19 protein-coding genes are annotated in these 18,748 nt (G+C 69.1%); 14 read left to right on the top strand and 5 right to left on the bottom strand.

Going from position 1 to position 18,748, the window contains the following annotated elements:
- Positions 1-31: 31 nt before the first annotated feature.
- Positions 32-598 (bottom strand): CGNR zinc finger domain-containing protein, encoded by a 567-nt coding sequence (locus tag ACNAYW_RS09630; RefSeq protein WP_415849482.1) that lies wholly within the window; start codon positions 596-598, stop codon positions 32-34.
- A 102-nt stretch (positions 599-700) separates the two neighbouring features.
- Between ACNAYW_RS09630 and ACNAYW_RS09625 the strand changes: the two genes are divergently transcribed.
- From ACNAYW_RS09625 to ACNAYW_RS09610, 4 genes are all read left to right on the top strand, one after another.
- Entirely contained in the window at positions 701-1,864 is a 1,164-nt protein-coding gene (locus tag ACNAYW_RS09625; protein ID WP_415849481.1) for an epoxide hydrolase family protein, read from the top strand.
- A gap of 116 nt (positions 1,865-1,980) precedes the next feature.
- The gene (locus tag ACNAYW_RS09620) at positions 1,981-4,845 is read left to right on the top strand and encodes an ATP-binding protein (protein ID WP_415849480.1); all 2,865 of its coding nucleotides are present in this window, start codon (positions 1,981-1,983) and stop codon (positions 4,843-4,845) included.
- Between the two features lie 18 nt (positions 4,846-4,863).
- Positions 4,864-5,955: a hypothetical protein gene (locus ACNAYW_RS09615; protein ID WP_415849479.1), complete on the top strand. Its 1,092-nt coding sequence runs from the start codon at positions 4,864-4,866 to the stop codon at positions 5,953-5,955.
- A 66-nt stretch (positions 5,956-6,021) separates the two neighbouring features.
- Positions 6,022-7,065, top strand: coding sequence for a DNA polymerase IV (locus ACNAYW_RS09610; protein WP_415849478.1), 1,044 nt, complete (start codon positions 6,022-6,024; stop codon positions 7,063-7,065).
- A gap of 4 nt (positions 7,066-7,069) precedes the next feature.
- Here ACNAYW_RS09610 and ACNAYW_RS09605 read toward each other — a convergent pair whose 3' ends face one another.
- Complete coding sequence (locus tag ACNAYW_RS09605) at positions 7,070-7,726, bottom strand: MBL fold metallo-hydrolase (RefSeq protein WP_415849477.1); 657 nt, start codon at positions 7,724-7,726, stop codon at positions 7,070-7,072.
- 51 nt (positions 7,727-7,777) lie between these two features.
- On the opposite strand from ACNAYW_RS09605, the gene uvrA reads away from it, so the two are divergent.
- Both uvrA and nrdH read left to right on the top strand, forming a co-directional pair.
- A complete protein-coding gene (gene uvrA, locus ACNAYW_RS09600) occupies positions 7,778-10,636 on the top strand; it encodes an excinuclease ABC subunit UvrA (protein WP_415849476.1) in 2,859 nt (952 codons plus the stop codon).
- 127 nt (positions 10,637-10,763) lie between these two features.
- The gene (gene nrdH / locus ACNAYW_RS09595) at positions 10,764-11,024 is read left to right on the top strand and encodes a glutaredoxin-like protein NrdH (protein ID WP_415849475.1); all 261 of its coding nucleotides are present in this window, start codon (positions 10,764-10,766) and stop codon (positions 11,022-11,024) included.
- A 330-nt stretch (positions 11,025-11,354) separates the two neighbouring features.
- Here the strand turns inward: nrdH and ACNAYW_RS09590 are convergent, their stop codons facing one another.
- Complete coding sequence (locus tag ACNAYW_RS09590; protein WP_415849474.1) at positions 11,355-11,981, bottom strand: helix-turn-helix domain-containing protein; 627 nt, start codon at positions 11,979-11,981, stop codon at positions 11,355-11,357.
- A 233-nt stretch (positions 11,982-12,214) separates the two neighbouring features.
- Here ACNAYW_RS09590 and ACNAYW_RS09585 point away from each other — a divergent pair, with 233 nt between their 5' ends.
- The 4 genes from ACNAYW_RS09585 to ACNAYW_RS09570 are packed head-to-tail and all read left to right on the top strand — an operon-like array spanning position 12,215 to position 15,344.
- Positions 12,215-12,649 carry a PaaI family thioesterase gene (locus tag ACNAYW_RS09585; protein ID WP_415849573.1) on the top strand — a complete coding sequence of 145 codons (435 nt, stop codon included), beginning with the start codon at positions 12,215-12,217 and terminating at the stop codon, positions 12,647-12,649.
- Positions 12,650-12,703: 54 nt separating this feature from the next.
- The gene (locus ACNAYW_RS09580; protein ID WP_415849473.1) at positions 12,704-13,351 is read left to right on the top strand and encodes an enoyl-CoA hydratase-related protein; all 648 of its coding nucleotides are present in this window, start codon (positions 12,704-12,706) and stop codon (positions 13,349-13,351) included.
- Between the two features lie 44 nt (positions 13,352-13,395).
- Positions 13,396-13,893, top strand: a complete 498-nt coding sequence (locus ACNAYW_RS09575) for a hotdog fold domain-containing protein (RefSeq protein ID WP_415849472.1) — start codon at positions 13,396-13,398, stop codon at positions 13,891-13,893.
- 50 nt (positions 13,894-13,943) lie between these two features.
- The gene (locus ACNAYW_RS09570; protein WP_415849471.1) at positions 13,944-15,344 is read left to right on the top strand and encodes an MFS transporter; all 1,401 of its coding nucleotides are present in this window, start codon (positions 13,944-13,946) and stop codon (positions 15,342-15,344) included.
- A 142-nt stretch (positions 15,345-15,486) separates the two neighbouring features.
- Here the strand turns inward: ACNAYW_RS09570 and ACNAYW_RS09565 are convergent, their stop codons facing one another.
- On the bottom strand, positions 15,487-15,831 hold the full coding sequence (locus ACNAYW_RS09565) for a hypothetical protein (RefSeq protein ID WP_415849470.1): 345 nt from the start codon (positions 15,829-15,831) through the stop codon (positions 15,487-15,489).
- Between the two features lie 83 nt (positions 15,832-15,914).
- Entirely contained in the window at positions 15,915-16,301 is a 387-nt protein-coding gene (locus ACNAYW_RS09560) for a recombinase RecA (protein ID WP_415849469.1), read from the bottom strand.
- Between the two features lie 283 nt (positions 16,302-16,584).
- Here ACNAYW_RS09560 and infC point away from each other — a divergent pair, with 283 nt between their 5' ends.
- Genes infC through ACNAYW_RS09540 form a run of 4 tightly spaced genes read left to right on the top strand, consistent with a single transcriptional unit; the run spans position 16,585 to position 18,714 of the window.
- On the top strand, positions 16,585-17,223 hold the full coding sequence (gene infC / locus ACNAYW_RS09555; protein WP_415849468.1) for a translation initiation factor IF-3: 639 nt from the start codon (positions 16,585-16,587) through the stop codon (positions 17,221-17,223).
- A 45-nt stretch (positions 17,224-17,268) separates the two neighbouring features.
- Positions 17,269-17,463, top strand: coding sequence for a 50S ribosomal protein L35 (gene rpmI, locus ACNAYW_RS09550; protein WP_068531598.1), 195 nt, complete (start codon positions 17,269-17,271; stop codon positions 17,461-17,463).
- Positions 17,464-17,513: 50 nt separating this feature from the next.
- Positions 17,514-17,894 (top strand): 50S ribosomal protein L20, encoded by a 381-nt coding sequence (gene rplT, locus ACNAYW_RS09545; RefSeq protein ID WP_146437342.1) that lies wholly within the window; start codon positions 17,514-17,516, stop codon positions 17,892-17,894.
- Between the two features lies 1 nt (position 17,895).
- Complete coding sequence (locus ACNAYW_RS09540; RefSeq protein ID WP_415849467.1) at positions 17,896-18,714, top strand: TrmH family RNA methyltransferase; 819 nt, start codon at positions 17,896-17,898, stop codon at positions 18,712-18,714.
- The last annotated feature ends 34 nt before the right edge of the window (positions 18,715-18,748 follow it).

Here is an 18,748-nt window from a genome sequence, read left to right as displayed (position 1 = left end):
CCTCGATCGTTCGCGGAAACAACGGTGTCGATCATTGTCGCGCGGATCCGCCGTGGGCGGCGGTGAAGCGGGCCTTCTTCTCCTTGTTGCCGCAGGTGTTCATCTCGCACCAGCGGCGGCTGCGGCTCCTGCTCGTGTCGAAGAAGGCGGCCCGGCAGGTGGGCGAGGCGCACAGCGCCCATCGTCCGTCCCGCTCGCCGCTGAGGATCGCGATGGCATCGGCGGCGATCACGCCGAGGGCGTCGTCGACCTCGGCGCCGCGCGAGAGCCGCCACCGGTGCTCGCGCTGCGGGGTCAGCGCGGGGGAGGCGCGCCCCCGCGCACTGTGCGCGTTGATGATCCGGACCGTCCGCGGGGAGAGGGGGTCGCCGTCGGCGGTGGCCGTCGCCGCCCGGTGGATCGCCTCGCGCAGCTCCACCGCGCGGGTGAGGTCGTGGTCGGTGCACGTGCCGACCGGCAGCCCGACGACGTCGAACCAGTCGGCGAGGCGCTGCGGGGTCGGGATCCGTTCGACCGGCTCGCCGGCGCGTTCCGTGAGCGTCGCGGTGAAGCTCGTCGCGAGCACACTGCCGAGGCGGAAATCGGGGAACGGTCCCATGGAACCACCATAGCCGGTTGCGGCTCGGCGCCCTCGGTGCTAGAACCGTCATAGCTGGTTCAGAAAAGTGCCGGGTCCGGGCAACGGTTCAGGAGGTCGGTCATGTCCCGCTCCGACGGCATCACAGCTTTCGACGCCCGCGTAGGCGACGCCGAGCTCGCCGACCTCCGCGCCCGGCTGGACGCGGCACGGTTGCCCGAGGCGGAGACGGTCCGCGGCGCGACGGGGCGCCGGCGGTGGGACCAGGGCGTTCCGCTCGCCGATCTCATCGACGTCGCGCACTACTGGCGTACCGGGTACGACTGGCGGTCGTTCGAGGACCGCCTGCGTCGGATCGGCCAGTTCCGCACCACCATCGACGGTCTCGGGATCCACTTCCTGCACCGGCGTTCGCGCCGCGCGGACGCGACGCCCCTGATCATGACCCACGGCTGGCCGGGGAGCGTGGTGGAGTTCATCGACGTCGTCGACGAACTGGCGAACCCCGTCGACGACGGCGCTGCGGCCTTCCACGTGGTGATCCCGTCACTCCCGGGATTCGGATTCAGCGACAAACCGTCCGCCACCGGGTGGGGAACGGAGAAGATCGCCGCGGCGTGGGTCGAGTTGATGGGCCGGCTCGGCTACGGGCGATTCCTCGCGCACGGCGGCGATTGGGGCGGGAACATCACGACGGTGCTCGCCGGTCGCTTCCCGGATCACGTCCTCGGTATCCACACCACCTTCGCGGAAGGGCCTCCCGGGCTCAGCACGGACGGACTCACTCCCGAGGAGCGTGCGTGGGCCGAGGAGACCGCGGACTTCTGGGCGAATCGTGCGGGCTACGCGAAACAACAGGCCACGCGGCCGCAGACCATCGGGTACGCGCTCGTCGATTCCCCGGTGGGGCTCCTCGCGTGGATCCTCGACAAGTTCGCCGAATGGTCCGACACCGAGGACGGCCCGTTCGAGACGATCTCGCGCGACCGGGTGCTGGACGACGTGACGCTGTACTGGCTCACGCGGTCGGGCGCCTCCGCTGCGCGCATCTACGCCGAGAGCCACGCCTCGCTCGACCCGGCGCTCCGCGTCGAGGTTCCTGCGGCGATCACCATCTACCCGCGCGACATCGAGAAGTACCCGCGGCCGTGGTCGGAGCAGCGGTACCGGCGCATCGTCCGGTGGCGGTGCCCGGACCGCGGGGGCCACTTCCCCTCGCTCGAGGTGCCCGACCTGTTCGTCGCGGACCTGCGTGCGGGGTTGACAGAGGTCCTACTCGCGCGCTGAGCGCCCGATTCGAGTACGGCGGTGGGGGATTCGGGTACTCGGCTACTCGTGTGGTTCCCCGGCGTCGCTCGTAGCGTTTCTCGGACCAGTCCCGCTCTCCGAGAAAGAAGTCGATCGTGGACGATCTGTTCCGTTTCGTGCTGTTGCGCCCGGCTGACAGGCCGGACTCCGCGGAGGTCAAGACCCTCGCGCCGCCGTCCCTCGACACCACGCGCGGCGCGGCCGCCGCCCGGCGCCGGGCGACCCAACTGCTGCGCCGTGCCGACGCTGTGCGGCGGACCGACGACCTGGCCTTCGCGACCGCCGCGCTCGCCGTCGCCGCCGAGCTTGCGGGAGGCCCTCGCCCGGCGGCGGCGGTCCGTGCCGTCGTCGAGGCGATCGCGGGAACGCCCGTGGCCGAGATCGTGGCCGACGACGCGTTCGCCCGCGACGAGGCACGCTTGGCCGACGTTCTGGTGGCGACGAAGCTGGTGTCGGACTCGTCGGGCACCGACGCGCGGGCCCTCGCCACCGCGGCCCGCGGCTACGACGCCCTCCGCGCCCTCGCCGACGGTGCGGACCCCGTCGCCCTTCGACCCCTGGCCATGCCGACGTGGGGTGAACGCGACCGCGACGCCGAGGTGCGCGAACCGGCGGTGCCGGGAGATCGATCACATGCGGCCCCGGCCGCGCCCACCGCGCCGTCGGAGGAGGATCCGGACCCGGCGCAGGCCGCGGAGGTCGAGCGACTGGACGCCGCGCTGACCGAGCTGGGCCGACTGCGTGCGGGCGACTTCCTCATCGAGCGCGACGCGCCCGCGGAAGCCCCCGCCCTCGGGGCCGCCCGCGAGGCGCGGGCTGCACGGCCCGAAGCTCGGGAGGGCCGGGAACCCGCGCGGGACCAGGTCAATCGACCGGCGCCGCGGTCCGCGGAACTGCGGTCCCCGTGGCAGCTGTCGGAGACGACGGTCGGGCGGATCTCGCCCGCGGTGCGCGCGACGATCGCGAGCCTGGATCTGGAACTGTCCACGGACCCGCTGCCGTCGGTGATGCGCCGGCTGCATGAGGCGCGCACCGAGTTGCTCACCGCCGCCGACGTTCGCCTCGACGTCACGTCCGACGCGATCGTCGCCATCGGCTCGTCCTTCCTCGGTACCGCGGCGGCCTCCGACTACGTGGGGTCACCCGCCACGCCGATGCCCACCGGGCACGGCACCATCCGCCCCGTCGGCATCGGGGACCTGCTCCTCGTCCGGCAGCACGTCCTGCGGTACGAGGCCGGCGAGGTCGGACACATCGAGAACGTCCTCAAGACGGAGCGACTGAGCCGGGAGACCCGCCGCCTCGACCGCACCGAGACGACGATCCTCACCGAATCCGAGACCACCCGCGAGGACGAGCGCGACGTCCAGTCGACGGACCGGTTCTCCCTCAAACGGGAGACGAGTCAGACCCTCAAGCAGGACACGGAGTTCAAGGCGGGCGTCTCCGTCGACGCGAAGTACGGCCCGTTCGTCGAGGTCAAGGCCAACGCGGACTTCAGCACGAAGAGCTCGAGCGAGGAATCGGCGAAGCAGGCCTCCGAGTTCAGCAAGGACGTCGTCTCCCGCTCGGTGAGCAAGGTGATCGAGCGGGTCCTCGAACGACGGTCCACCACGACGATCAACGAGTTCGAGGAGAAGTACAGCCACGGCTTCGACAACACCGGTGGCGGGGGCAACGTCAGCGGTGTCTACCAGTGGGTCGACAAGGTGATGCAGGCGCAGGTCTACAACTACGGGAAGCGGCTGCTGTTCGACGTGACGGTGCCGGAGCCGGGAACCGCCTTCATCACGGCGCAGAACGCGAACACCGCGGAGGGCGAGAAACTCACCAAGCCCGTCCCTTTCACGCTGACCGCGGACCAGATCACCGAGGCCAACTACACGGTGTGGGCGCACCACTACGACGTGACCGGACTGGAGGCGCCGCCCCCGCCGGTGCGCACCGTGTCGAAGGCGTTCGACGCCGTCGTCAATCAGTCGCCCTACGAGAGCAGTAAATCCCAGGACCTGGCCATCGACGACGGCTACGTGGCCAAGTACGCGCTCTTCCAGTGCGGCTTCTGGTACTACCCGAACTCCGCCGCGTGGCACGTCATGATCGGCAGCAACTGGGTCGACGCCATCAATGGCGTCGGCTACGTGGACATGGCGGGCGAGGTCGGCTCGGTGTCGGTCGCCTACTTCGGCCACGGCATGCGGAACCTCGCCGCCACCGTCGAGATCTTCTGCGAACGGACGCCGCGCGCGTACAAGGTGTGGCAGCTCAAGGCGCACGCGGCGATCACGCAGGGCTACCTGGCGAAGGTGCAGGCCTACGAGTCGGCGCTCGCCGAGGCCGCGGCCTCGGCCGGTGTGGTGATCTCCGGCCGTAACCCCGTCTGGAACCAGCGGATCACGACCACCGAGTTGCGGAAGCAGTGCCTGACCATGATCACCGCGCAGCACTTCGATTCGTTCGGTGCGCTGTCCCTCTCCGGCGAGGGTTACCCCCAGCCGCACCTGGCCCGCGCCGCCGCGCAGATGCCGTACGTGCGGTTCTTCGAGCAGGCCTTCGAGTGGGAGCACCTGGTCTACTTCTTCTACCCCTACTTCTGGGGATGGAAGCCCGGCTGGTCGCGCCGGATGCTGCTCGATGACGTCGATCCGCTCTTCGCGGACTTCCTCCGGGCCGGCGCCGCGCGTGTCGTGTTCCCCGTGCGCCCCGGATTCGAGGCGGCGGTGCTCCACTACCTGGAGACCGGCGAGATCTGGAGCGGCGGACCGGCGCCCGACGTCACCGACCCGCTGTACGTCCCGATCATCAAGGAGATCCAGGAGGCCACCGGTGCGCCCGGCAATGAGGTGCCCCAGGGGGAACCGTGGCTCGTGCACCTCCCGACCACGCTCACCAAGCTCCGTCCGGGCGACGACCTGCCCTCGTGGACGAAGGTCGGCGACGACTGGCAGCCGGACGACTGAGCGGGCGGGGACTCCGAGATGAAACAGGTCCTGTTGGTCGCGGGAGTCGACTACGAGTTCAAGGGCGTCGACTTCCGGGAGCTGGCGAACAACCGCCGCCGGTTCCTCGAGCGCCGCAACACCGCCCGGGCCGACCTGCGATTCGTGACGATGGACGTCCGCGCGGGTGAGGTCGAGGTCCGGGAGATCACCTTCTCCGGCGGCAAGCGCACCGAGTCCGTCACGAGCACGACGCCCTTCACCCCGGTGACCCGCGCGAGCTACACGACCGTCGGCGGGCACACCCGGTTCAAGCCCGGGCAGTGGACCGTGATGGGCATCCTCGAGGTCTACCGGCGGGTGCAGGACATCGGGGCCGCGGCCCCTGGGACGCTGACCGAGCTGAGCATCTTCAGCCACGGCTGGATGGGCGGGCCGATCCTGGTCGACAGCGACGACGACCGCAGCTTCGAGCTGACCATCCCGAACCCGTTCGGCGCACCGTCGACGATGACGGTGCCGCTGACGGGCACGATGCGGGACCCCGACGACAAGGACGCCCGGCCCCGGCTGGACTTCCAGCCGCCGACGACCGATGCGACGCAGCTCGATCTGTTCCGCAAGGCGTTCGCCTCGGACGGCGTCTCGTGGCTGTGGGGATGCGCCTTCCCGAAGGTGGTGCACCACACGCTGTGGGCCGTGGAACAGGCCAAGGGCTACTCCGGCACGAGCCTCGGGGGCGACGTGGTGCTCAGGCTGGATGCGGTGGTGGACGAGGACGTGGCCCTGCTCAATCAGCTCCTGACCGGGGTGCCCGGGTTCACGCCGTTCCCGCCGCGCAGCTCGACGGTGTCGATCGCGTTCATGTTCCTCACGCACGCGTTCTGCCGTGCCAACCGGGCGTCGTACGCCGCGGCACTCGCGGACGCGTCCGGGGCGACGGTGCACGCCGCGCCGCTCGGGACGTACTCGGAGTACGACGTGGGTGGGGACACACTGATGAACGTGTACCGCGGCTTCACCGCGCACTTCACGTTCTACAAGAACCACCTCGGGTTCGCCTTCGACCCCGAGGGCCGGCGGTACGCGGTCTACCGGCCGGGGCTCACCTGCCCAGCGCCCGCTCCGTGAGCGGAGAGGAGTGCGCCGCTTTCCCGCGGGGCGCGGATCGACCGGGCCGCGCTGCACACTGGAGGCATGACACGGTGGGTGTTGCACGTCGACATGGACCAGTTCCTGGCCGCGATCGAGATGCAGCGTCGCCCGGAGCTGGTGGGGCTCCCCGTGGTCGTGGGCGGGCGCGGCGACCCGACCGAGCGGGCCGTGGTGTCGACGGCGTCGTACGAGGCCCGCGCGTTCGGCATCAGGTCCGGCATGCCGCTGCGCACGGCGGCCAAGCGGTGTCCCGACGCCGTCTTCCTCCCCGTGGACTTCCCCGCCTACGAACGGGTGTCCGCCGAGGTGATGGGCACGCTACGGGCGTTCCCGGACGCGGCCGTGCAGGTGTTGGGGTGGGACGAGGCCTTCGTCGGCCTGGACACCGAGGACCCGGCTGCGGCGGCCGCCGCCATCCAGCACGCGGTGCTCGGCGCGACCGGTCTGCACTGCTCGATCGGGATCGGCGACACCACCGTGCGTGCGAAGAACGCCACCGACTTGGGGAAGCCCCGGGGAACGTTCCGACTCACGCGCGAGAACTGGCTCGCAGTCATGGGCGGCAGGCCCACCCGCGACCTGTGGGGGATCGGCTCGCGACTGTCTCAGCGGCTGGCGGCCCTGGGCATCAGCACGGTCGCGGACCTGGCCGCCGCCGACGCGACCGCCCTGGCCGCGGAGTTCGGGCCGCGCACCGGCCCCTACCTGCTGGGACTGGGGCGCGGCGCGGGCCCCGACCGGGTGGACGAGACGCCGTGGGTCGCCCGCGCCCACGGGCACGAGCGGACCTTCCAGGAGGACCTCACGACACCCGAACAGGTCCGCGGCGCGCTGGAGGAGCTCGCGGGCGCGGTCGTGGCGGACCTGCGGGCCGAGGGCCGCCCGTGCATGCGCGTGCACGTGAAGGTCAGGTTCACGCCCTTCTTCACCGTCAACCGCGTACGCAAGCTGCCCGAGCCGACGTTCGATCCGGCGAACATCGCCGACACCGCCGAGGCCCTGTACCGGGCCCTCGACGACGATCGCCCCGTACGACTGTTGGGAGTGCGTGGCGAGATGGTGCCGCCGGAGGGCGGCTACCCCTGATCGGTCACCAGCCGCGCTCGCGCCACTCCGCGAGGTGGGGGCGCTCGGCGCCGATCGTGGTGCCCTTGCCGTGGCCGGGATGTACGACGGTGTCGTCGTCGAACCGGTCGAAGAGCTTGGTGGTCACGTCGGCGTAGAGGCGATCGAAGTCGCCGGGCTGCCACGTCTTGCCCACACCGCCCGGGAACAGGCAGTCGCCGGTGAACAGATGCACGGGCGCACCGTCGAACTCGGGGCGCAGCGCGAGCGCGATGGAACCCGGGGTGTGGCCGACCAGCTCGATGAGGTCGAAGGTGAGATCGCCCACGGTGAGCACCTCGCCGTCGGAGAGGGTGCGATCGGTGGGGACGTCGATGCCCTCGGCGTCGTTGACACCGGCCGCCGCGGGGACGTCGAGACCCGCGCGGACCTGCGCGAGGGCCTGCCAGTGGTCGGGATGGCGGTGCGTGGTGACGATGAGTTCGACGCCGCCGATCTCGCGGGCGGCGGCGAGGACCTCGTCCGCATCGTTGGCCGCGTCGATGAGGAGCGTGCGCCCCGCGGAATCGCTGACCAGGTAGACGTTGTTGTCCATGGGGCCGACGGAGAGCTGGCTGATCGTGGTGGTCACGGCCCCGACGCTACCGCGCGGCGAAAACTTGTCGGTGCGGTTGCCTAGCATTGACGAGGGCCCGCGCTGTGGGCCTGCAACGAGGCGGATGAGGGGATCACGGTGGTCGATCGTTTGATCGTGCGCGGCGCGCGCGAGCACAACCTGCGGGGTATCGATGTGGATCTCCCGCGCGACAGCCTCATCGTGTTCACGGGGCTCTCGGGCTCCGGCAAGTCCAGCCTCGCCTTCGACACGATCTTCGCGGAGGGGCAGCGGCGGTACGTCGAATCGCTGTCGGCGTACGCGCGCCAGTTCCTCGGGCAGATGGACAAGCCCGATGTCGACTTCATCGAGGGGCTCTCGCCCGCGGTGTCGATCGACCAGAAGTCGACCAACCGCAACCCGCGGTCGACCGTCGGCACGATCACCGAGGTGTACGACTACCTGCGTCTGCTCTACGCACGGGCCGGCACGCCGCACTGTCCCGAGTGCGGCTCGGTGATCGCGCGGCAGACGCCGCAGCAGATCGTCGACCAGGTGCTCGCCATGGAGCCGGGCACCCGCTTCCAGGTGCTCGCGCCCGTCGTGCGCACCCGCAAGGGCGAGTTCGTGGACCTGTTCAACCAGCTGCAGACGCAGGGCTACTCCCGCGCCCGGATCGACGGGGTGGTGTACCAGCTGGCGGAGCCGCCGAAGCTGAAGAAGCAGGAGAAGCACGACATCGAGGTGGTGATCGACCGCCTGGCCGTGAAGGCGACGGCCAAGCAGCGTCTCACCGACTCCATCGAGACGGCCCTGCGGCTGGCGGACGGCATCGTCGTCCTCGATTTCGTGGACCGGGAGGAGAACGATCCCGAGCGGGAGCGGCGCTTCTCCGAGAAGATGGCCTGCCCCAACGGCCACCCCATCGCCGTCGACGACCTCGAGCCGCGCTCCTTCTCGTTCAACTCGCCGTACGGCGCGTGCCCGGAGTGCGACGGCCTCGGCGTCCGCAAGGAGGTCGACCCGGAGCTCGTCGTGCCCGACCCGCTGCTCTCGCTGGCCGACGGTGCCATCGCCCCCTGGTCGTCGGGGCAGAGCGCGGAGTACTTCCTGCGCCTGCTCTCCGGCCTGGGCGATGCGATGGGCTTCGACCTGGACACCCCGTGGAAGGACCTGCCGGCGAAGGCCCGCAAGGCCGTCATCGAGGGTTCCGAGCACCAGGTGCACGTGAAGTACCGCAACCGGTACGGCCGCACCCGCTCGTACTACGCCGAGTTCGAGGGCGTCATGCCCTTCCTGCACCGCCGCCTCGAGTCCACGGAGTCGGAGCAGATGAAGGAGCGGTACGAGGGCTACATGCGCGACGTGCCGTGCCCGGCATGTTCCGGCGCGCGGCTACGGCCCGAGATCCTCGCCGTGACCCTCGACCATCCGCGGTTCGGCGAGAAGTCGATCGCGGACGTCGCGGCGATGTCCGTGGGGGAGTGCTCCGACTACCTCTCCGACCTCAAGCTGGGCGCGCGCGAGGCCGCGATCGCCGGGCGCGTGCTCAAGGAGGTGCAGGCCCGCATCGCGTTCCTGCTGGACGTGGGTCTGGAGTACCTCTCGCTCTCGCGCGCCGCGGGCTCGCTGTCGGGCGGCGAGGCGCAGCGCATCCGGCTCGCCACGCAGATCGGCTCCGGCCTCGCGGGCGTGCTCTACGTGCTCGACGAGCCGTCGATCGGCCTGCACCAGCGAGACAACCGTCGCCTCATCGACACCCTCGTGCGGCTGCGTGACCTGGGCAACACGCTCATCGTCGTCGAGCACGACGAGGACACGATCCGCACCGCCGACTGGGTCGTCGACATCGGCCCCTACGCCGGAGAACACGGCGGCAAGGTCGTACACAGCGGCACCTACAAGGCGCTGCTCAAGAACAAGGACTCGCTGACCGGCGCCTACCTGTCGGGGCGGCGCGCGCTGCCGGTGCCGGCCGTGCGGCGGCCGATCGACAAGAAGCGCCAGCTCAAGGTCGTCGGCGCGCGCGAGCACAACCTGCAGAACATCGACGTCGCGTTCCCCCTGGGCGTGCTGACGGCGGTCACCGGCGTCTCGGGCTCGGGCAAGTCGACGCTGGTCAACGACATCCTGGCGACGGTGCTCGCGAACAAGCTCAACGGGGCGCGCCAGGTCCCGGGGCGGCACAGCCGCGTGACGGGACTGGACGGCCTCGACAAGCTCGTGCAGGTCGACCAGTCGCCGATCGGCCGCACGCCGCGCTCCAACCCGGCCACCTACACGGGCGTGTTCGACAAGATCCGCACGCTGTTCGCGGCCACCACCGAGGCGAAGGTCCGCGGCTACCAGCCCGGGCGCTTCTCGTTCAACGTCAAGGGCGGCCGGTGCGAGGCGTGCTCGGGCGACGGCACCATCAAGATCGAGATGAACTTCCTGCCGGACGTCTACGTCCCGTGCGAGGTGTGCCACGGCGCGCGGTACAACCGCGAGACCCTGGAGGTGCACTACAAGGGCAAGAACATCGCCGAGGTGCTCGACATGCCGATCGAGGAGGCCGCGGATTTCTTCGAGGCCGTCACGTCGATCCACCGCTACCTCAAGACGCTGGTCGAGGTGGGCCTCGGCTACGTGCGGCTGGGGCAGCCGGCCACCACGCTGTCGGGCGGCGAGGCGCAGCGGGTGAAGCTCGCGGCGGAGCTGCAGAAGCGGTCCAACGGTCGCACCGTCTACATCCTCGACGAGCCGACCACCGGCCTGCACTTCGAGGACATCGCGAAGCTCCTGCAGGTGATCGACGGGCTCGTCGACAAGGGCAACTCGGTGCTCGTCATCGAACACAATCTGGACGTGATCAAGACCGCCGACTGGATCGTCGACATGGGGCCCGAGGGTGGCAGCGGGGGAGGCACGGTCGTCGCGCAGGGCACGCCCGAGGACGTCGCCGCGGTGCCCGGTTCCTACACAGGGACCTTCCTCAAGGAGGTTCTGTCCACGTAGGAGGGGGCGCAGCCCTGGGGATGCGCCTGTGGACGGACGGTGGATCGCCTGGGGACGCCTGTGGAGTGCTATCCACAGCATCTTGTGTAAATTGCACGCGTGTGACACTAGATGTAGTGTTGAGAGCATGAGCAGCGACGTGATCGTCTACACCAGGCCCGCGTGCGTGCAGTGCACGGCGACCTACCGTGCGCTCGACAAGGCGGGCGTCGAGTACACCTCGGTCGACATCAGCCTCGACGAGGAGGCGCGGGAGTACGTCCTGGCGCTCGGCTACCTCCAGGCGCCGGTCGTCGTGGTCGACGGTGCCGACCACTGGTCGGGTTTCCGTCCCGACCGCATCAAGGCGCTGGCGGAAGTCCTGGCGATCGCAGCGGATGCCTCCTGATCGGAGAGACGCGGTCCTCGTGTTCTCTCGACTGAGGCCTGTTATCGACGCAGTCCCGTTCGGCTGAGCCGGCGCATCGCCTGAGGGTGCTGGGTGCGTCGCGCCCTCCGCCGCGTCGAACCGGCTGAACCGGTCCGCGAGCGCCGACGACGGGCGGGGCTTGGCCGCCCATGGTCGCCTCCAGCGCCGCGCCGCAGGCTCCAACTCACATTCCCGGATCGCACACGCCGCTGATCACGCCCTGCCGCAGGTGGAGATCGCCGTCGACGGGTTCAGCCCGTGCGGAGCGGCGCGCTGCGAGGGCTGCTCGGAAGTTGTCGAGGGTTCGTGTCAGCGGTCGGCGGCTGATGCGGGCTCGATCGTCAGTACGCCCCGCACGGCGGCCTCCAACCTGCGTCGGAGTTCGTCCGTTGGCTCGCGCTGTCCTCGGAGTAGTAGTGCCGTCGGGAGTTCGACCACGCAGTCCCGTACGACGTCGACGGCGTAGCGGTCGTGGCGATGCCACAAGGCGGTTGCGAGGTCGATGAAGAGTTCGACGAGCAGCCTGTCGAGATTCTGGAGCGCGGCCGAGAGGTCGTCGGTGATGTCGCCTGATCCGACGAGGTCCCTCCTGCTCACGGACAGCAGGAACCTGCCCGCCGCGGGTGCGGCGAGAAGGAACGCCGCGGGCGCGTCGGCTGCCGCGACGACAGCGTCGGCGGCGCTGTCGTCGCCTCCGCGGTGCAGAATCTCGTCGACGTCATGCCGCTGCTGTTGCAGGAATCTGGTTGCCGCCCGCAACCAGATCTGTGCCATGAGGCCGCTTCGCGAGCCGAAGGAGTGATAGATCGCTCCGTTGGAAACCCCTGTGAGTTCAGACAATGCGCGCACGGTCACGGCGGCTGCCCCTTCCTCGGCGGCGAGCTTCTGCGCGGCATCCATCAACTGTTCGGGGTCGTGAACGCGGGGGCGTGCCATGCCCGAACAGTAACAGAGGTGTCGCTCTGTTATCTCGGTCACGATCGCGGAGGGTGATTGTTTCGGAGCAAACGCTCTGTTAGTTTCAGATCACTCGCTCTGTAACGGTTCGAGTACATGTCTCGCCGAGGAATCCTCACCGCGCCAACGGTATCCGTGTGTGGCGGCGGTCGATCCGCGGTGAAGACCAGTATCTGAGAGGTGCGATTGTGACAACGAAAGATCCTGGCGAGATGTCGGGTTACGAGTTGCTGGAGTGGATCCGTACGGGCCGGCCGAGCGATGTTCCCTCCATCGGCGGGCTGCTCGGGATGGATATCGTCGCCGTCGACGAGGGGTCGGTGACCTTCGCGCTGTCGACTCGTGCGGACTTCGCGAACCCGCTGGGCACCGTTCACGGTGGGATCGCCGCGACGATGCTCGATTCCGCGATGAGCTGCGCCGTGCACAGCACTCTCCCGCCCGGCGTCGGGTACACGACGCTCGAACTGAAGGTCAACTACATCCGTTCGGCATCGACCGACGGCCGGCGACTGACGGCGCAGGGGCACGTGGTGCACACCGGCCGGGGTACAGCAACCGCCGAGGGGCGCGTCGTCGACGACAACGATCGCCTCATCGCGCACGCCACGACCACCTGCCTGATCCTGCGCCCTTCGGCCGCATAGCCGGAGCGGCAACGCCCGCCCCGCAGTCACAACCCGTACTGAAATGAGACAACCGTGAGCATCACCGTCGAAACCCGCAACGACATCGCCATCGTCAACTTGGGCGCCGACGAGAACCGCTTCTCGCCGACGTGGCTCGATTCGATCAACGCCGAACTCGACAACATCGAACGGAACGCCAAGGCTCTCGTCACCACGGGCACCGGCAAGTTCTATTCCAACGGCCTCGACCTCGACTGGCTCGTCGCCAATGGTGATCAGGCCGAGGCCTACGTTGCTCGCGTCCACGCGCTCTTCGCGCGCATCCTCACTTTCCCCCTCCCCACCGCGGCTGCCATCAACGGCCACACCTTCGGCGCGGGAGCGATGCTGGCAATCGCTCACGACTACCGCATCATGCGCGACGACCGCGGCTACTTCTGCTTCCCGGAAGTCGATATCAACATCCCGTTCACCCCGGGCATGGCGGCGCTCATCCAGTCCAAGCTCGAGCCTCGGGCCGCGGTGACCTCGATGACGACCGGGCATCGTTACGGCGGCGCCGAGGCACTGGCGGCCGGTATCGCTGACGCCACCGCGCCCGACGCGGAGGTCGTCGGCACGGCCACGGACCGCTTGGCACCGCTCACGGGGAAGAACCCCGCGACCCTGGGCGCGATCAAGAACACGATGTACTCCGCTGTGGTCGCCGAACTGACCTAGTGCGATACCGGCTCGTACCGACGCAACGAAGGAGCGCGATCACGATGAGTCCCACCATCAACGCCGCTGACGTCAGCGCCAACCTGAGGATCTGGAATACGCTCCAACGGATCCCGTTCGGCAGCAGGGTATTCAGTCAGGCCGTCTGCCTCAAGGCCCCCTACTTCCGTAGTGTGCACCCACACGTCGTCGAGCTGCGCCCGGGTCTATGCCGCGTCACAGCCCCGAACCGCCGCAGCGTGCACAACCACCTGGGTACCTTCCACGCCATCGCGTCCTGCAACATGGCTGAGCTCGCCGGCGGCATGATGACCGATGCCACGATTCCCGGGACGCACCGATGGATCCCCGTCGGGATGACCGTCGAATACCTCGCGAAGGCCACCACAGCAGTGACCGCGGTCGCCCGTATGGATCCGCTGCCGACGTTCACGGATGAGCCCGCGACGCTCACCGTTCCCGTCGACATCTTGGACGCCGACGGCACCGTGTTCGTCACCGCGACCATCACCATGCACGTCTCGAAGAAGCCGCTCGCGTAGCGGGTGGCGCGCCATCGCTTCCCTGTGTCCCTCGTCGAGGAGATGAACCCGTGATCCCGGATCCGACTCCGGCGGCGTCCGCCGCCCGTGTGGCGCCACGGCGAGGACTCGCCCTGACCCTGCTGTCTGCCGCGGCGTTCCTCGCCGCACTGGACCTGTTCATCGTCAATGTCGCCTTCCACGACATCGAGCAGAGCTTCCCCGATAGTTCCCTGGATGAGCTGTCGTGGGTTCTCAACGCTTACACGATCATCTATGCCGCGCTCCTGGTCCCGCTCGGACGTTGGGCCGATCAGCGAAGTCGCAAAGTCGGATTCATCGTGGGATTGGCGATATTCACCCTTGCCAGCGCAGCGTGCGCTGTTGCGCCGTCGCTGGGCTTCCTCATCGCAGCCCGCGTCGTGCAGGCGGTCGGCGCCGCCGCGCTCACCCCCACGAGCCTGGGTTTGATCGTTCAGATCTTCGACGGTGAGGAACGTGCGAAAGCAGTGCGCATCTGGGCCGCCGCGGGCGGGATCGCTGCCGCCGCCGGGCCGGTCGTCGGCGGATTTCTGGTCGCATCCTCGTGGCGATGGGTGTTCCTCATCAACATCCCGGTCGGCGCTATCGTGCTCGTCCTCGCCGTTCTCGCAATCCCTGATGGCAAAGACCCGAACGACGCCCGCACACCGCATCCCGTGGGCGCGGTATGGCTGACGGTCGCGATCGGTGCTCTCGCGTTCGCACTCGTCCGAGGCAACACCTGGGGATGGACCAGCTTTACGACGATCACGGTATTCGCGGTGGCCGCGACAGGTGGCGCCCTCACCGCCCGGCACATCGCCCGGAGCGAGCGGCCGCTGTTCGAACCCGGCATGCTGGCGGTCCCGACCTTCCGATGGAACACCCTCGCCGTGATCGGGTTCGGATCCGCATTCGCCGGAGCCCTCCTCACCGGAGTCCTCTGGGCACAGACGATCTGGAACTACACGCCGATCCACACCGGCCTCGCGGTCGCCCCGGGACCGCTCATGGTCCCCCTCTTCGCAGTCATCGCATCACGGTTGGCCACACGGATCTCCCCAGCAGCGATCGTCATCGCCGGCTGCGTCGCGTTCGCGTTGGGCTGCGTCCTGCTCATTGTTTCGCTCAGCGTCCATGGCGCCTACGCAGCAGACCTTCTTCCGGGCCTAGCGATCATCGGCGCCGGAACCGGCCTCGCACTGCCGGAGCTCCTGGCCGGTGCCACCGCCGACCTGCCCCCCGAACGCAGCACCACCGGATCGGCGATCGTCAACATGGCACGCCAGGTCGGGGCCGTCATCGGTGTCAGCCTGGTCATCGCAGCCCTCACCGGTCTTGACGCGAGCAGCGACCCGACGATCAACTTCCGTTACGCCTGGTGGACGTGCGTAGTCGCTGCTGGAATCGGCGCGATCATCGCCGCATTCGGCGTACCGCGGCGGCGGTGACCGCAGAGACTGCTCTCGGGGGAGCTCAGGACAGCTCGGGCGGCGCACCCCTGCCGTCCTGCGGAGCCGAACGGACCCTCAGCCGCGGGGATGCGACTGAGGGTCCGTTCGTTCGGCCGTATGGGGTTGTCCGAGGGTGGGCTCAGCGGTGCGGGTAGCAGCGACCGGGCTCCCACCGACCGGGAACCCAGCGGCCCTGCTCGTACCAGCCGTTGTGCCAGCGCGGCTGTACCCAGTAGCCGGGGTGCCAGCCCCAACGGTCGACCCAGCCGGGTCGCCAGTAGCCGCGTTCCCACCAGCCCGGGTGCCAGCGGCCCTGGGTCCAGTAGCCGCCCACCCAGCGTCCGGGTTCGCACCATCCGTGCCCGGGGTGCGAGACCGCGGGGGTCGGAGCGGCGGCCGCCGACGTGGCGGTCACCGTTCCCAGGGGTGCCAGTACTCCAGCAGCGACCAGTACGCCGGCCGCAAGCGTTCTCATCCTTGTCATGCCGTGACGGTACGCCTGGTGTGACCTGGAACACTAGACCTATTTACACAGGTCAGGGTGTTTTTGGGGGATAACCCTGAGGGTTAGCTGTACACCGGTCCCGTGTACTTCTCTCCCGGACCGTGGCCCGGTTCGTCGGGGTAACTGCTGTATTCGCGAAAGGCGAGCTGAAGGGACTTCAGTCCGTCGCGGTACGGGCCGGCGTGCGGGCCCAGGTACTCCACGGAAGCGGTGGTCAGGCCCGCCAGTGCGGTGATGAGGCGCCGGGCCTCGTCGAGGTCGAAGTGCGGGCTCTCGCGGGGGTCGAACGCCGTCGCCTCGTCGCCGTCCGCGCCCGTGAGGCCGAGCTTCTCCGCCGCGGCACTCATCAACAGCATCCACGCGCTGGAGATGACCTCGATCGACGGCGAGTCCGCGACCAGGCGTTCCAGGGTGTCGGGCTCGGGGGACGAATTCGGATTCTCACTCACGACTGCTACACTGTCATGTGCGACCGCTCCGGCTCTGCCCGGGGCAGCAAGTGGAGTCCACTCCCACCACGTCGACCTCCGGTCGGCTGGTCCGGTCGCCGCCGCGGGTTTCCGTCAGGGAATCTTCGTGGCGGTCTCCTTGTTCAAGGAGGGGTCGATCGTCGGCGTACGCCGTCGGGGGCCCGAATCGGTCGGTGTGGGCCCCGTCAGGCGAACTGCCTGGTCGGGGCCTTTTCGCTGTGTGGGACTTGGTGGGCCTCGTCGGCTGCGCGGCGGTCTACGAGTGAAGACCGCTCGCACTGAGACACGAGCACCTATCCAAGGAGGCCCCATCAGCACTGAGACACGCACCAACGGTCAGATCCGCGTTCCCGAGGTCCGACTCGTCGGCCCCGGCGGCGAGCAGGTCGGGATCGTGCGAGTTGAGGATGCGCTCAAGCTGGCGTACGAGGCGGATCTCGACCTGGTCGAGGTGGCGCCGAACGCCCGCCCGCCCGTGTGCAAGATCATGGATTACGGCAAGTTCAAGTACGAGGCCGCGCAGAAGCTGCGCGAGTCGCGGAAGAACCAGCAGCTGACCGTGATCAAGGAGCAGAAGCTCCGCCCGAAGATCGACGACCACGACTACGAGACCAAGAAGGGTCACGTCGTCCGATTCCTGGAGCAGGGCTCCAAGGTCAAGGTCACGATCATGTTCCGCGGCCGCGAGCAGTCGCGTCCGGAACTGGGCTTCCGTCTGCTGCAGCGCCTGGGCGCCGACGTCGCCGAGTACGGCTTCGTCGAGACGTCCGCGAAGCAGGACGGCCGCAACATGACCATGGTTCTCGCCCCGCACAAGGGCGCGAAGACCCGCGCCAAGGCGCAGCAGGACAAGGAAGCCCCGGTGGCGCGGCCCGCCGCGCCCGAGGCTCCGGCCGAGTAGCGAGTTCCTCGCCACCGGCCTGAACACAACGATAGAGAGACGAACATGCCGAAGAACAAGTCCCACAGCGGTACCTCGAAGCGCTTCAAGCTCTCGGGGAGCGGCAAGGTCCTGCGCCAGAAGGCCGGCCGCCGCCACCTGCTCGAGCACAAGAGCTCGCGCGTGACCCGCCGCCTCGACGGTGTGGCCGAGGTCGCGCCCGCCGACGTGCGTCGCGTCAAGAAGCTGCTCGGCAAGTAAGCCGCTCCCGGTACCCGCTAGAACTTTTCATCACGTAAGGACGAAGACCTATGGCACGCGTCAAGCGCGCAGTGAACGCTCAGAAGAAGCGTCGTTCCATCCTCGAGGCCTCGAAGGGCTACCGCGGTCAGCGGTCGCGCCTCTACCGCAAGGCCAAGGAGCAGCAGCTCCACTCGCTCACCTACGCGTACCGCGACCGTCGTGCGCGCAAGGGCGACTTCCGCAAGCTGTGGATCACGCGTATCAACGCCGCCGCGCGGGCCAACGACCTGACCTACAACCGCCTGATCCAGGGCCTGAACCTGGCCGGCGTCGAGGTCGACCGGAAGAACCTCGCCGAGATCGCCGTCTCGGACCCGGCCGCCTTCACCGCGCTCGTCGAGATCGCCCGCAAGGCGCTCCCGGCCGACGTGAACGCGCCCGTCGCGTAACTTGACGCAGCACTCGCAACGACCCGCGGACCAGCTCTTCACGGAGCGGACCCCGCGGGTCGTTGCCGCTTCCAAGCTCCTTCGCGCCGCCGGCCGCCGTAAGGCCGGGCGGTTCCTCGCCGAGGGATCCAACGCCGTCACCTCCGCGCGCGCCGCGGGCCTCGTCGAAGAGCTCTTCGTCACCGAGGAGGGCGCCGCGCGGTACCCGGAGCTGCTCACGGGCGGCGAGGCGTACGTGACCGAGCGCGCCATGCGGGGGCTGTCGGACACCGTCACCCCGCCCGGGATCGTGGCGGTCTGCCGGCCCCTGCCCGAGGCCCGCGTACCCGACGGTGCGCGGCTGGTCGCCGTCCCCGTCGACGTCGCGGAGCCCGGCAACGCCGGCACCGTCATCCGCGTGGCCGACGCGGTCGGCGCCGATGCCGTGCTCCTCGCCGGCGACGCCGTCGACCCCATGAACGGCAAGGTCGTGCGCGCCTCCGCCGGATCCGTCTTCCACCTGCCGGTCGTGCAGGAGCGCGATGCCGCCGCGGCGATCACGCAGCTCAAGGGCTCGGGCCTGACTGTGCTCGCCACCGCCGCCGACGGCGAGGTCTCCCTCGACGACGCCGACGACCTGCTCGCCGGGCCCACCGCCTGGCTGTTCGGCAACGAGGCGCACGGGCTGCCGAGGGAGCTCCAGGCCCTCGCGGACCACCGCGTCGCCATCCCGATCCGCGGCCGCGCCGAGTCGCTCAATCTCGCCACCGCCGCGTCGATCTGCCTGTACGCGAGTTCGCGCGTACAGAATCGGGGAGAGAGCCCTACCGGTTCCGAGTAGGACTACTCATCCCTGACGGCGCCCGCGCCGGAAG

This window comes from Tsukamurella ocularis, assembly GCF_965138335.1.
Classification (GTDB): Bacteria; Actinomycetota; Actinomycetes; order Mycobacteriales; family Mycobacteriaceae; genus Tsukamurella; species Tsukamurella ocularis_A.
The sequence above is the reverse complement of the archived record's forward strand: the minus strand, read 5'-3'. Positions and strand labels throughout refer to the sequence as shown.